The 13,935-nt window shown below is 41.3% G+C and carries 12 protein-coding genes, 1 pseudogene and 1 riboswitch; of the genes and pseudogenes, 1 reads left to right on the forward strand and 12 read right to left on the reverse strand.

The features are described from left to right. Positions 1-73 precede the first annotated feature (73 nt). From selB to QUF73_06170, 10 genes and pseudogenes are all read right to left on the reverse strand, one after another. Positions 74-1,963, reverse strand: a complete 1,890-nt coding sequence (gene selB, locus QUF73_06125) for a selenocysteine-specific translation elongation factor (protein ID MDM5225786.1) — start codon at positions 1,961-1,963, stop codon at positions 74-76. A gap of 65 nt (positions 1,964-2,028) precedes the next feature. Next, positions 2,029-2,829: a type II pantothenate kinase gene (gene coaW / locus QUF73_06130; GenBank protein MDM5225787.1), complete on the reverse strand. Its 801-nt coding sequence runs from the start codon at positions 2,827-2,829 to the stop codon at positions 2,029-2,031. Next, positions 2,826-3,557, reverse strand: coding sequence for a TIGR02206 family membrane protein (locus QUF73_06135; protein ID MDM5225788.1), 732 nt, complete (start codon positions 3,555-3,557; stop codon positions 2,826-2,828). The genes coaW and QUF73_06135 overlap by 4 nt, the downstream gene beginning before the upstream one ends. A gap of 65 nt (positions 3,558-3,622) precedes the next feature. Continuing rightward, the gene (locus tag QUF73_06140; protein ID MDM5225789.1) at positions 3,623-3,997 is read right to left on the reverse strand and encodes an SET domain-containing protein; all 375 of its coding nucleotides are present in this window, start codon (positions 3,995-3,997) and stop codon (positions 3,623-3,625) included. A 37-nt stretch (positions 3,998-4,034) separates the two neighbouring features. Continuing rightward, complete coding sequence (locus QUF73_06145) at positions 4,035-4,712, reverse strand: diphthine--ammonia ligase (GenBank protein MDM5225790.1); 678 nt, start codon at positions 4,710-4,712, stop codon at positions 4,035-4,037. A 65-nt stretch (positions 4,713-4,777) separates the two neighbouring features. Then, a complete protein-coding gene (locus QUF73_06150) occupies positions 4,778-7,912 on the reverse strand; it encodes an SMC family ATPase (protein MDM5225791.1) in 3,135 nt (1,044 codons plus the stop codon). After that, positions 7,909-9,054: an exonuclease SbcCD subunit D gene (locus QUF73_06155; GenBank protein ID MDM5225792.1), complete on the reverse strand. Its 1,146-nt coding sequence runs from the start codon at positions 9,052-9,054 to the stop codon at positions 7,909-7,911. Before QUF73_06155 ends, QUF73_06150 begins: the two co-directional genes overlap by 4 nt. A gap of 182 nt (positions 9,055-9,236) precedes the next feature. Then, positions 9,237-10,517, reverse strand: a complete 1,281-nt coding sequence (locus QUF73_06160; GenBank protein MDM5225793.1) for a Na+/H+ antiporter NhaC family protein — start codon at positions 10,515-10,517, stop codon at positions 9,237-9,239. Positions 10,518-10,602: 85 nt separating this feature from the next. Beyond that, positions 10,603-10,707: riboswitch (SAM riboswitch) on the reverse strand. Between the two features lie 159 nt (positions 10,708-10,866). After that, a pseudogene (locus QUF73_06165) lies at positions 10,867-11,443 on the reverse strand (DUF421 domain-containing protein). A 116-nt stretch (positions 11,444-11,559) separates the two neighbouring features. Further along, on the reverse strand, positions 11,560-11,760 hold the full coding sequence (locus tag QUF73_06170; protein MDM5225794.1) for a cold-shock protein: 201 nt from the start codon (positions 11,758-11,760) through the stop codon (positions 11,560-11,562). A 350-nt stretch (positions 11,761-12,110) separates the two neighbouring features. Between QUF73_06170 and QUF73_06175 the strand changes: the two genes are divergently transcribed. Next, a complete protein-coding gene (locus tag QUF73_06175) occupies positions 12,111-12,380 on the forward strand; it encodes a phage holin family protein (protein ID MDM5225795.1) in 270 nt (89 codons plus the stop codon). Positions 12,381-12,432: 52 nt separating this feature from the next. Here the strand turns inward: QUF73_06175 and QUF73_06180 are convergent, their stop codons facing one another. Together QUF73_06180 and QUF73_06185 are read right to left on the reverse strand one after the other, a co-directional pair. Continuing rightward, entirely contained in the window at positions 12,433-12,759 is a 327-nt protein-coding gene (locus tag QUF73_06180) for a hypothetical protein (GenBank protein ID MDM5225796.1), read from the reverse strand. A gap of 129 nt (positions 12,760-12,888) precedes the next feature. Further along, the gene (locus tag QUF73_06185; GenBank protein MDM5225797.1) at positions 12,889-13,641 is read right to left on the reverse strand and encodes an SDR family oxidoreductase; all 753 of its coding nucleotides are present in this window, start codon (positions 13,639-13,641) and stop codon (positions 12,889-12,891) included. Between the last annotated feature and the right edge of the window lie 294 nt (positions 13,642-13,935).

The raw sequence follows: 13,935 nt of genomic DNA on the forward strand, positions 1-13,935 counted from the left end.
TCTAATTAAACTTTCTTCTTCACAAACAAAAATAGATCAGCATTCACAAGCTGATCTATTTAAAGAAAACTATTTAAATCCATATTCTCTTATTTTCTGCTCTCCGTGTAATTCCCAAAGAATCAAGTTTTTCAAGGAAAGGTATCATATACTTTCTGGAAAGGCCCAATACTTCCTTTGCATTGCCCACTTCAAATTCAGCAGCTGTGCTCGTTTTGAGTTCTTCTACTGCTTCTCTAAAATGATCACCATGCCAATAGTACTGAGCATCGAGCGGTACGACGATTTCCTGGTCTTCTAAATATCGTTTTAAGTCTCCTTTGAGATTCTCAGGGATTCCTACAGAAGCATAATATTCATCGAAAGGCTTTACTTTATAGCCATCTTTTTTTAATTCAGCAAGAAGATTGTCAGTGCGTTTTTGCCAGCTTTTCGGTACATGAGGATTGAAACCTTTATTCTGCAGAAACTGACCTTTTCGTTGGAACGCTCTCTCTTCAATCCCTGAATTCAAGACAAATTCAACCAGGGTTTTAGGATATTTATTCTGCATTGCCTGCAGTAATTCTGCTTTATTGACCCCTTGCTTCATAGGATTTTCCAGGTGGAACTCATTCAGGCGGTCAGCTATTTCTTCCTCTATTGCCTCTCTTATGACTAATAAAGTGAATTCCTTTCTGTTAATGCTCTGGAAATCTTCTTCTTTAAGTATTTCTTTAACCGTCAATTCATCCAGTGAAGTTTTCGCTGTAATCTCTGAAACCGAAAGGACCTTATCTTCGGACAACGCCGCTTTAATGCGATCTTTCGGTGTCCCTTCTTTCTTCCTGCTTAAGTCTTCGATGGTTTTTTGGCCGAAACGGTATTTTTCCCCGTTGGGATCGATAACCCAGCCCCCGCCGATTGTCTCCTGGGGACTTGGCCGTCTTAAAATGAACCTGTCTCCCCTTTTGGCGACAATTTCCTCTTCTAAACGGAGCTGGCAGAGAATTTCTCCTTCTGAATTGGATAATTCATTACGGTCAAAGAAGACGATTTTGCCCATGACTTCAGCAGTACCAATATGACATTTGATCGGCATTCTCTGTTTGACGATATGCTCTAAATCTCCCACCATTCTTACAGCTACATCAATGGTTTTCGTGACGCTGAAATGCTCAGAGGATACAAGGACCTCCCCACGCTCTATATCCTCCTTCGAAACACCCGATAGGTTAATCGCTGCCCTTTGCCCTGCAAATGCCGCTTTTGCAGGCTGATGATGTACCTGCAGCTGGCGTGCCCTGGTCTCGATACCATTTGGCATGATTTTCAAAAGCTGTCCTTCTTCGACTTTTCCTTCATAAACAGTGCCTCTGACTACGGTTCCCTGGCCTTTCACCGTAAATACCTGATCGATTGGAAGGCGGAATGCGCCTTTTGCATCCCGCGTGTCCTGTTCTTTCAGCATATGGATAATCAGCTGCTTTAACTCTTCAACCCCTTTGCCCGACAGGCTATCTGTTAAAATAAATGGAACATCTTCAAAAACAGTTCCTTTCAGTTCCTCAAGAATTTCTTCTTTTACAAGGACGGCGAACTCTTCGTCCACACGATCAATCTTTGTTATGGCGACGATGCCATTGCGGATCCCAAGAAAATCGAGAATTTCCAGATGTTCTCTCGTCTGCGGCATAACCCCTTCGTCTGCTGCAACAGCCAGGATGACTAAGTCTATACCTGCAACACCTGCAATCATCTGCCTGATAAAACGTTCATGACCCGGTACATCTACTACTGAAATTTGAATTTCCTCATCTTCATGTAAAGGGGCAAATCCGAGTTCTATGGATATTTGCCTTTCTTTTTCTTCTTTGAGCCTATCTGTATCCACATTTGTTAAGGCCTTTGTCAATGTTGTTTTTCCATGATCGATATGGCCTGCCATACCGATTGTAAAGTATCTTTTCGTCAAATCTGCCACCTGCTTCTTTTTGCATTCTTTTTTTACTGTATCCTGAAAAAAAGAATCTTTCAATCATCTTGGTTTTATAAGGACAGCAGCGCACCTATAGCTCCGCAATATGCCCCATTTTGAATAAAAACAGGTTTCTTGCCAAGCATGGCCGTATACTTCTCTAAAAGGTGCTTTAACGGGTCATTATACTGAAGCGTGCTTCCTATATAAATAATGTCGTCAATTTGGTGCTGAAATGCTGCCTGAGTGCTTAGGAGTACAATTGTTTCTGCAATCATGTTAGTTAAACTGGCAGCTTTGTCTTCCTTGCTTACATGATCATCCTTAATTTTCCCAAAATTGCTGGCAGTCAGGCTCCCATCTATCGGTGAATCGAATGGTGCATAAATATCTTTGACCATTAAATCTGCATTCTCTGCTCTCCCGCTTCCAGCCAGCGAAACGAGCGTTGAAAAATCTTTTTCACCAGTCAGCAATCTCCCCAGGCCCATTAATGTGCCACCGCCGATGCCGCTCCCGGAAATCCTTGAGACTTTCCCGCCGCAATTTAGGCAAATTGATGTTCCTGTGCCTATAATTATTACAAGAAAATTCTCGTATGATAATCCATCTTGCTTCAAATAGGATACACCTAAACCGCAAGACTCAAATTCAGGAACAATCCGGGCATTATGAAAAAACTCTTTTTTAAGATATTCAGCTTTCCCGCCTGTCAAGGCAATTGGCGAATCAGCAGCAGTCATCTTCAGCCAATTCATAGAACTATTTAGTTCATCAATCGAATAGCTTTTGTAATGGATTTGACCATGTTCTTCAAAAGCCATTTTCAGCAGAGAACCTCCAGCATCAATTCCTATTTTTGCAGGCTTCAAGCAGATTCCGCCTTTCCAGCTTTATTTTTGCCAATCATTATAAATGGCAGCAACAGTAATGAAAACAGGAATAATGCCGATATTTCCAGTGTTATTATGTAATAAGGATAAGGCCCGAAGTAATCTAATAATGAAGTATTCTCCGGCTTACGGGACAGGAACATATAGTTTCCTCCTGTTAGCTTGTTTGCGAGTAATGCCGCGGCTGCGCAGAGATTCAGGAAGATAAAAGATTGGTACATACCCTTTCCTGTTGGCCTGAATTGATGTACAAATACGAAATAAAGGCAAGTCCAAACGATTAGATTATGAGTAATAAAAAATTGAAAATAGCGAAAATGAGGAAAGCCTAAAAACAGCTCAGGAGTCAGGATGGCCATTAATGCCACCATGACGCCTATGAAATAGACAATCTGGAAGACGTCCTTAGATTTCGATGCTAATAATAACAAGCAAAGAACTAAGCTTATGGAGCAAAGCTGAAGCGGCAGAGTGAAGGAAATGTCCCATTTCCCGCCAAGATAAAGCCAGATATGGTAAAGCAGTTCCAATGTAAAAAGCAATAGAAACATATACAGCCTGAATTTTTGATCAAGCCTGTATAGCACTTTTCTTAATAAGAATAAAAGCGCGGCTGCTGCTGCAAATAACACAATCATGACAATATGAGATGCGGAAAAAACCATAAAAGGGAAAGCTTTATAATCATGAGAAAATACTCCGGACAAAAAATTCTCCCCCTTCCGGGCTGGAGACTACTCTCCGAGCAGGAAAGGACTAGTCTCCAATTAAATTATTTATTAAACCAAAGGGGATCATCATTATCAGCTTCCCCATTATAATTAATCAATACCTCTTCACCTGCTTTAATGTCTCTATAGGCGAAAAAGTCAAAAGTATGATTGTCAAAATTGATATCATATACTGCATTTGGCTTGTATGAATGGTTAAAAAGCATCCCATAGCCTAATAAAATGGCACTGTGATTTTTCCCGTATTCAAATGCATAATCAGCCAGAGCCGTTTTTTCAATATGCTGATGCTCCTTGTTTGGATAAGGAAGGACCGGAGCTTCATGAATCAGTTCACCCTTCTTAATATCACGAGTAGCAAAGACTCCTCTGTTATGTTCGCCATCGCTTACTGTTGATGTCTTAATTTCAATCATTTCGTTACCTGCACATTCTCGTCAATGACGTTTATTATTATTTTTCAGCGAGCCTAAACTCACCAAATTCCAATTTCTTTGTGGTTTCAAGCTGAATAATTTCAGGAGAGTCCAGCTGGATGCTATTAGAAAATAGCGGACCGTCATAAACAAAGGTATGATATTCACCTGATTCACCCATCGGACAAACGGGTTCAGCTTCAATTTTGCTTAAAAAGTCATGATTTAGTTCTTTGCCGAGCCAGGAGCTGTCTAATACATCTTCCCGGACACGTATGACTTTTGCTTTAAAGCCAGACTCCACAAAAGCCTTTAAAGCCTTAAGACTATCTTTCTCCTCCATCCATAAAGGATATACCGCATCCAATCCTGCTTCAGCTGCTGTTTTTTCTCCCCATTCGCGGTGTCCATCCAAGTAAAGATCCCCATATGCAATGCCTGTTATCCCATATGTATCTTTTATTTTTCCTAAATCACTCACAAAACGCTCCGAGTAATCTTCAAAAGTACAATAAATAAACTCTGCAGGTATGGATAAGCATTTTGCCTGAAGCTGAATTAATTCCTTTTTTTCTCCATGCCCGAAGGTTCTGCCAATCTCCTGCGGAACCGTTGTCAGAAGGCATGCAACCTCATACCCCTGTTTTATCAGCACATCAAGAGCCAGGCAGCTGTCTTTGCCTCCGCTCCAGGATAAAACCACTTTCTTCTTCAAAAGTCATCACCAACTCTAATAGTATGGGAAAAAGGATAGATGGTCTATCCTTTTTCCCCTGAATCCTAATTTATAAATTGAAACTGTGTGCGGCTTCCTGACTGGCTTGCAGTTACTTCCAGACGGGCATCAATCCTCTCCTTCAGCTCGGGAACATGAGAGATGATTCCTACAAGCCTGCCGCTGCTCTGAATTTCGATCAATGCTTCTATTGCCTGGTCTAATGATTCGGGATCAAGTGTCCCAAATCCTTCATCAATGAACATCGTCTCAAGGGAAACTCCTCCTGCGTATTGCTGCACCACATCGGCCAGACCAAGAGCAAGTGCGAGCGCGGCTTTAAAGCTTTCTCCGCCAGATAAAGTTTTTACATGCCTTTCCTGTCCAGTGTATTGATCGAACACAAGCAATTCCAGACCGCTTTGTGCGTTACCCTTTGACCGGTCAGTTTTTCGAAGCAGCATATATCTTCCGCTGGTCATCCTCGATAAACGTCCGTTGGCTTCCCTCAGTATATCATCTAAAAATGCCGCCAGGACAAATCGTTCAAAAGTAATTCGGTATGTGTTCTGCCCTTTTGAAATTTCATACAAGTGCCCGATTACTTTGTACCTTTCCTCAATGGCTTTCATATTTTCATTTATCTCTGTAATTTTTTGCATCGTTTCTTCGTTTTGCTTTTTCTTCATAAACAGATTTGTATATTGATCCTGCAGCAGTTTCAATTGATCATCTGATTCTTGTAATGATACCTGCAAGCTTTCCAGGTCAGGTTTTTCAATCCCTTCCAAGAGCTGCATCAGCTCATCGTATCGATCATGTACAGAACGGACCTCTTCACGATATTCCCTTACTTCACCTTCAAGCTGCCTGATTTGATCTTCTGTTTTTTTTGCATCCCGGTATTCACCATAGACCTCAAAACCCTGGTCTTTCATGCGCTGCACAAAATTCCGCCTTTCGGCTGCAAGCTTATCCTCGATTTTAACAGCCTGCTTTTGAAGTGTCTCCAGCTTTGCCTGTTCTGCCATATGGGCGGACTTTGCATCTTGATAATTCTGCTGGGCTGTTTCCAGCTGTCTTTGCATAATTTCAAATTTTTCAGCCGCATTTTTCAAACTTAACTCATAAGCTTCAATAGACCTCAGGTTTTCAGGAATTGCTTCCGTCATTCTCACCAAGTTGCTTTTCTTTTCCGCATGCATAATGGCCGCGTCATTTATTTGGTCTTGCAGCCGGTCAATTTCTGCAGCTAAGGCTTCTTCCATCTGCTGTGTTTTTTCTAACTCAGCAGTACAGTTTTCCAGCCTTGAAGATTTCTTCTTCAGTTCAGCATGAAGTGTCAGTAGATCCTTTTTTTGATCGGCAAGAGTATTTTTCAGCACAAGCAAACTATCCCGTTTAAAATCAGTACGGTGTTTTTGTATTTGGGCTGTTAGTTCAGCCAATCCACTCTCGCTGGAATTCATGCGGGACTGGGCTTCATAAAATGCCGACTCAGCTTTAGCTTTCTCAGCTTCAATTTGAGCTGCCTGTTTCTTTGCTTCCTTCAGGTCTTTTTCATCCGGAATATCATGTGGCGATACAGCCGGATTTGGATGGTGGTCTGAGCCGCAGACTGGGCATGCCTCCCCGTTTTGGAGCCTGTCTGCTAAGATTGATGCCTGTCCATGTAGCCACTTGCCCTCCAGTTCCTCCACAAGCAGTTTGGCATCATTCAGCCTGAATGAAATCTTTTCAAAATAATTTTTCTTATTGCTGCAGGCATTCATTAATAATTGATGCTCATTATGCAGATCTTCATATCTTTGAAGCCGTTCTATTTCGTCCGTCAGTTTCTCCAGGTTTCGTTCGTTCTCAATCTGTGCAAGCTTACTCTTTTCAATGTCCTGCTTTTCTTCAGCCAGTGTTTTTATTTGCAGATCAGCTTTTTTATAGGCTTCATCTTTCTGTCTTTTTTGAAGCCGGAGGTTTTCAAGATTTTTTTCAAGAGAACGGACCAGCTTTTCCACTTTTGCATAAGAGTGAATGTCCTCTTTCATACTATGCAGGTGATTAACCTGTTCTGCAGCCTGTTTTCTTTCTTCCTCACGGTTCTTTTCCGACTCCCATTTATCTTTTTTTTCTTTTAGGAGAGTTTCAAGAGTGCCAATATTTTTCTGAAGCTCATTAAGATCGGCATTTGCCGCATCCAGATCTTTCTTCAGTTCATGACAGAGCTGCTCCTGCTGATTCAGCAGGGCTGCTTTCTGGGCAAGAGCTATGGCATTCTCTTTGCCAGCGAATTGGCCTCTTTGCCCTTCCAGTTCTTCTTTCCTAAGCTTTAACTCTTCTTTCGTATTCATCTGTTTGAGCACCATTTCAGCTTCATAGAGCTTTTGCTGAAGTTGATCTCTCTGTTCCTTCTTTTTCCTGCCTGATTCTGTCATTTCATCAAGGCCATTTGCCATCTCCTTAATTTCCTCTGCAAGAAGCGGCAGGAGCAGGATGTCATTGACACTTCCTGCTTCGAGGTAAGATTTCAGCTCCGCGCTGTATAAAGCCTGCACCTGATTAAAATACTGATCTCTCAGCTTTATCTGTTCTTCCACCGTTCTTTTTAATTCAGTCGCATCTTCTTTTAACTTTTCTTCTATGCGCTTGTATATTTGTGTATGGAATAGCCGCTGAAGAATGATTTCCTTATCCTTGCTCTCAGAAGTTAGGAGCTTTCGGAACTCTCCCTGGGGGATCATCAGAATTTGCCTGAACTGATTGCTGTCGATGATCATGATTTCTTTTATCTTTTCATCAACATCCCTGACATTTGAAGCCAGGAGCTTTTGCTCTCCATTTTCACCATGCATATACAGTTCTGCTTTGGCGCTCACTGTCGTCGTGCCATCGCCGCGCTCTTTTTTCTTTTCCTGCTGAGGAGACCTTGTAATGTAATACCTTTTATTTCTTAAAATGAATTCGAGGGAAATTTCGGTTAGTGTATTATTTTTCGCGAACTGGCTTCGAAGTTCGGGACCATTCCGATCCTCCCCGCTTGCCTTTCCATAAATCGCATAGCTAATACCGTCAAAAATAGTGGTTTTGCCTGAACCCGTCTTACCGGAGATGACAAACATCGTCCGATTTCCAAGTTCGGTAAAATCAATACTCTCACTGTCTGCATAGGGGCCGAACGCCTGCATCGTTAATCTTAATGGCTTCATTTCAGCGCCTCCTCCCTCAGCACTTTTTCGATTACATCGGTCATAACCCGCTGTTTATCTTCCGTAAATTTTGAAGTGGTCATTTGTTCATAGAATTGTTTAAACAGATCAAGCTCCGACTTTTTCTCTTCTTTCATTGATATGAAGGAGCTTTTTTTCTTCATATCTGTAACCGCTAGCTTTCTTTCAAGGTGAAGAACATTCGGATAGACCTGTCTCAGCTTATTAATTGGATCAAGCAATGCACCTTCATCAAAAAGGGTGATTTTCAGATAGTCATCAAGATTCTGTTTTTCATAGAAAGCTGGATCCATCAGTTCATCCAGATGCCCTTCGATCTCTCTCAAGTCTTTTTTGGGCTTAAGGGAACGGGTACGCAAGTCAAATTCGCCATTTTCCTTCATTTCTATAATAGAAATGGATTTCTCCTGTTTGGCTTCGGAAAAAGAATATTTTAATAGGGAGCCTGAATAGCGGATCTTGTCATGCTTTATGGCATCAGGACTATGCAAATGTCCAAGTGCCGTATAGGAGAAAGGATCAAAGCAGCTTGAATGGACACAGCCTGATCCTCCGACAGAGAGGGTCCTCTCCGAATCACTGGTAGCACCGCCCAGCACAAAAGCATGTCCGACAAGAACGTTCGGTTCATTTGGGTTCAGGTACTCTTCAATTCTGCTCACAATTGCCTTCATTGCATCATCATGGGAGTGCACCCGGTCATCATCAAGCAAATGCCTGACCATTCCGGGTTCAGCATAAGGAACCAGAAAAAAGTTCACACCATTAATATGTATGGGCATAAAATCATTTACAAGTTTTCCAGACAAGTAGAATTTGCTTTGTTTATACCAGGAGCTTCCAAAGGACAGCCTTTCAGCGCTGTCATGGTTTCCGCCTATGGCTACCACAGGTATATTGAGCTCTACATTTATTTTAAAGAGAATTTCATTCAGCAATTCAACAGCATCAGTCGGAGGTACGGACCGGTCATATAAGTCTCCTGCAATGACGACTGCATCCGGCTTTTCTTCCTCTACCACATCAATAAATTGATGCAAAAAATGACGCTGATCTTCGGTCATGTATACTCCATGGACCAGCTTGCCCAAATGCCAATCAGCGGTATGGATAAATTTCATATCTAGCACCCTCTTTTCCTTGCCTGAGATTCTTTCTGCAATGTTACCATTATACCAAATCAAAAAAGGGCAGTGGCTCAGCAGGATTTTACAGAACATTCGTTCTTATTATACCAGAATTTTTTTCCAAAACATAGCATTGTTCGAAAAGAAAAAGAGCCCAGCATAGGCTCTTTCATCTATTATTTTTTTAGATTTGGGAAGTTGATTAAAATGGCAATAATACCGCAAATGCCAATTAATATCGGATAAATGGAATATGCCATAATGCTTACCGGCGAAATCGCAGCGAGTCCGGAAGCAGCGAGCATCTGTGCCCCATATGGGATAGTCCCTTGTACAAAACAGGCAAATATATCAAGAATACTTGCTGATTTACGCGGGTCAATCTTATATTGATCCGCAATTTTTTTGGCAAGCGGACCTGCAATAATGATGGCAATTGTGTTATTGGCTGTAGATAAATTTGTCAGGGAGACAAGTGACGCAATACCGAATTCAGCTCCCCTGCGGGATTTTATTTTGCTTGTAGCTATGTGAAGCAAGTAATCGATTCCGCCATTAAATCGGATGATCTCAACCAATCCGCCAATGAGAATGGCAATTATCGCAAGGGTCTGCATGCCGCCCATTCCCTCAGCAATCATTTGCAGGAATGAAACAAAAGTATAGCTGCCGTCTGCAATTCCGATTAGTCCAGCAAGCATTATACCCCCGCTAAGCACTAGAATGACATTCATGCCAAGTAAAGCTGCAGCCAATACTCCCAGATAAGGAATTACTTTCAAAAAGCTATAATCCCCGCTGGTTACCACGCTTTCCTGACCTGCTGTTAAAATTCCAAGAATCAAAGCTGTAAGCAATGCAGCAGGCAGAACGATTAAGAAATTCACACGGAATTTATCGGTCATTCTCGTTCCTTGAGTCCTGACCGCTGCAATGGTCGTATCAGAAATGACGGAAAGATTATCCCCAAACATGGCACCGCCTATGATTGCTGCCATGGCCAATGCTACAGATATATCTGTCTCTGCAGAAAGGGCTACACCAATTGGAGCAAGAGCCACAACTGTCCCCATGGATGTTCCCATCGATAATGAAATAAAGCATGCAATGATAAAAATTCCGACCATAAGCAGATTCTGTGGAATAAAAGAGAGTGCAAGGTTCACAGTGGAATCAACCGCACCCATTCCTTTAGCCGTTCCAGAAAAGGCCCCTGCCAGGATAAAAATGATAGACATTAATATGATATCAGGATGTCCGGCCCCTTTAGTGAATATCTCTACTTTTTCCATAAATGGCTTTTTTCTGTTCATTGCCAGTGCAATTCCGGCTGCAGCAGATACAATGACAATGATTGGAATGCTATTAAAATCTCCTGTTGCTATGCCGCTTCCAATAAAAATAAGAAGGAAAGCCAAAAGCGGCAATAAAGCCCAGGGATTGCCCTTGTTTTTCATTAAAAATCTCCTCTCCAAATGGATTTTCCATAAAATAAAAAGACCTCTTCAAGCAAGAAGAGATCTTAACAAATCAATCGTTCTCTTCTTATCTGCCAAGCACCTATGCTTGCTGGATTTGGCACAGCGCTCTATAGAGCCCGCTGCCGAGACATCTTCGGGCCAGTCCCTCAGTCTCTCTTGATAAGTGATTTATATGAAATTATTCTGAAATAACTCACGCTTGAAAATTATACAGGAAACTCGTGAAACTTCAAGCACTTTTTTGTTATGGACTAAAAATCTGAATAATATTTTAAAAGGGGAAAGATGGGTATTGGAATTAAAAAAGCCGCAATGCGGCTTAAAACTAGTGCAGATCTTTGGAATTTGGCGGGGAATGCCCCTTTTTCAGCTCCTGAAAAATATCATCTGATACTTGATGGGCCGGCTGAACGGGTGACTGCAAAATCATTTCCCCCATCAGCATTTTAAATTCTCCTACAGTCAAAGGCTTCGCATCATTCATTAACTCATGCCCAAGCTGTCCATTTGGTTCAAGGGTAGCCATTTTGACATCTGAAATTTTTGTGATTCCGCTGGTTCTTAGCCTCATTTCCAGCTGATCAGCTGTAAAGCGCAATTTCCTCATATTTGCTGATTTTAGTTTCCCATTCTCAATCACAATTTTGGATTTGCCTGTAATAAATTTTTCAACAAAACACCTGCAAGTATTCCATCAAAATTAGTGATCCAACAAAAATACCTGCAGCCACGATGGTTTTCCATACACTTGTCTCTATGATTGGCTGAATGATGATAGAACCAATGGAAATCATGACTACCGTTTGTGCCAGTGTCATTTGTGAAATAGATTTCCTGCCGGCAACTCGTAAAAGCAAAACTCCTGCGAAAACCAGAATCACTGATTGCCAGGCAAAATTCATCTGGATTCACCCTCCTTTTTCTAATAGGGTGTTGAATTAATGGAGGAATATTAAATTTGGAGCAAAATAAAACAGCCTGACCTAATGGCCAGGCTGTTTTTATATGGGTCTGTCGATTATAGTTTAGTTACGTTAGCTGCTTGAGGTCCGCGTGCACCTTCAACAACTTCGAAAGAAACTTCTTGGCCTTCTTCTAAAGATTTGAAACCTTCAGATTGGATAGCAGAGTAATGTACGAATACGTCGTTTCCGTCTTCACCTTCGATGAAACCGAAACCTTTTTCAGCATTGAACCATTTTACTTTACCGTTTTTCATGAAAAAAATCCTCCTATTGGCTAGAAAAAGCCATGTATAAATTCACCATATACACGCTTATAACTTTACGTTCATTACTCATCCAGACCATTCCCTAACGGTTGAAAAAGCAGCTAGCAAAATATAACACGATGCATAACGGCTGATTCAAATTTAGCACTTATAGGAAGGAATGTCAACTATACCGGCCGTCTTCAGAAAGTAATTTTCAAACTATTTCGCCATTTATCCCCTTCCATTTATGCATAAGTCTATTAATAATAATTTCTCCCATTTTTAGAGACAATCAGACAAACCATTTATAAGAGACTTTCATAAAATATAGAAAACAGAATTAGGAGGTGAGTGCATTGAACTTACTTGATTTTTTAAACAAGAATTATTACATGCTGGTTCCTGCATTGTGGGTAATTGGGTATGCCTTGAAACAGACGCCAAAAGTTCCTGATTGGTCCATCGTATGGATTCTTGCGATCATTTCGGTATCCGCAGGCAGCCTTGCATTTGGGTTTTCAATTGAAGGGGTCCTTAACGGAATTGTTGCGGCAGGTGTTGCGGTTCTCGGACATCAAATGATGAAACAGACTATAGAAGGTGCATACAGCAATAAAAAGAAATAGGTTATATCAAAAAAAGTTCAGCCCAAGTGGGATGAACTTTTCATTTACTCTATTATTTTAAGCCGGCCAGGACTTTTTCAATATCTTCGGCTGTCATTTCCTGTGCTTTTGCAAAACTGTATACATGATTCGATGCCCAGTAATCATAAAGCCTGGCAAGATCATTTCGGTCATAAACTTTATTGGCAAATGTGCTGAAAAAATAAACAATCATTACATTCACGACATTTTGCGGCAGCAGTTTTCTGCTTGCAAGCGTACCCAAAGCGATTTTTTCCAATCCTCTAATATTGCCGCCTGTTAAATGTTCAACCATTTCAAGCGGGGAAGAAGTTTCACATTTTTGCACAAAATCAGGGTCATTTAATAAATTTAACATAGGTCTCTCCCCTCTACTAACTTCTATTTATACACATTTGGAGGAGATCCATAAACCCGTTTGGGTATTTTGTATCGAAAATGATATAAATAGCTGAGATTTGTTAAATAAATGTCACTTGCCTTTAGGTTAACCGCGAATGAACCCTCCCTCGGAATGAATCACCTGCCCTGTTATCCACTTTGAATCTTCACTTGCCAGAAATGCTGCCAGATTAGCTGCGTCTTCAGGCTGGCCGATTCTGCCGGCTGGAAATTTAGGCGAAAGGTGATTTCTTATCTCCTCATTCATCCATGTAGAGTCGGTGGGACCAGGGTTAATCGCATTGACGGTTATTCCTAAATGGGCAATTTCTGTTGACAAAGATCTGGTAAATGCCGTTATGGCTGCTTTAGTAGAAGCATAGGCCAATTCACCGGGCATTGATCCCAGCTCTTGTCCGGAAGTCATATTAATGATTCGTCCGTAAGGCAACTTCCAATCCGGAAACCCTTTGGAAAATTCAGTACAAAGAAGAAATACGGCTCTCATATTAACCGCATAGTGTGCGTCAAGAGTGTTTGCGTCAAGATTAAGATAACCATCTCTAGTTGAATGTGCTGCGTTATTAACGAGGACCATCGGCTTTCCAACTGTTAAGGCAACGGATCCCAGCACCTTTTCTGCTGATTGAACATCCGATAAGTCTGCTTCAAGACCTTTGCATGCAACCCCGCTTGCCGATATTTCCTTGCTGAATTCTTTTTCCCAATGGGGTTCAGCATCCCAATAAGTAAAAAATATATTAAAACTTCGGCTGGCTAGCTTTCGGCAAATAGCAGCACCAATGCCTTTATGGCTGCTGACGCCTGTAACAATTGCGGTTTTATTCTGTTGATCCATTCAGCGTTCCCTCCATTTTGGGCCTGCTGCGACTAGCCTGGAGATAAAGATTCCAATAAAAAGGCAGATACACAACAAGGTATCTGCCATTCACGGTCTGAGTTTCCACAGGAGGCATTCCTTGTTTCATCATTTATAAGAATAGACAAACCTCTCCCTATATTAAAAGATGCTGTTCTATTTAAGCTTTAATGATTACAAGTTCTGCCACATAATAGAATCTCAATTCCCCTTCCGTATATCTCCTATTTTGAGCATATCTGCAAGACCAGGAAAAAGCAACACATTTTTCAG

Source organism: Cytobacillus sp. NJ13, assembly GCA_030348385.1.
GTDB lineage: Bacteria > Bacillota > Bacilli > Bacillales > Cytobacillaceae > Cytobacillus.

Bases quoted from the DNA above. Each gene is read 5' to 3' on its own strand.
- QUF73_06140 (MDM5225789.1), bottom strand. From the start codon at position 3,997: ATGATTGAAATTAAGACATCAACAGTAAGCGATGGCGAACATAACAGA.
- QUF73_06150 (MDM5225791.1), bottom strand. From the start codon at position 7,912: ATGAAGCCATTAAGATTAACGATGCAGGCGTTCGGCCCCTATGCAGAC.
- QUF73_06155 (MDM5225792.1), bottom strand. From the start codon at position 9,054: ATGAAATTTATCCATACCGCTGATTGGCATTTGGGCAAGCTGGTCCAT.
- QUF73_06160 (MDM5225793.1), bottom strand. From the start codon at position 10,517: ATGAAAAACAAGGGCAATCCCTGGGCTTTATTGCCGCTTTTGGCTTTC.
- QUF73_06170 (MDM5225794.1), bottom strand. From the start codon at position 11,760: ATGAAAAACGGTAAAGTAAAATGGTTCAATGCTGAAAAAGGTTTCGGT.
- QUF73_06180 (MDM5225796.1), bottom strand. From the start codon at position 12,759: ATGTTAAATTTATTAAATGACCCTGATTTTGTGCAAAAATGTGAAACT.
- QUF73_06185 (MDM5225797.1), bottom strand. From the start codon at position 13,641: ATGGATCAACAGAATAAAACCGCAATTGTTACAGGCGTCAGCAGCCAT.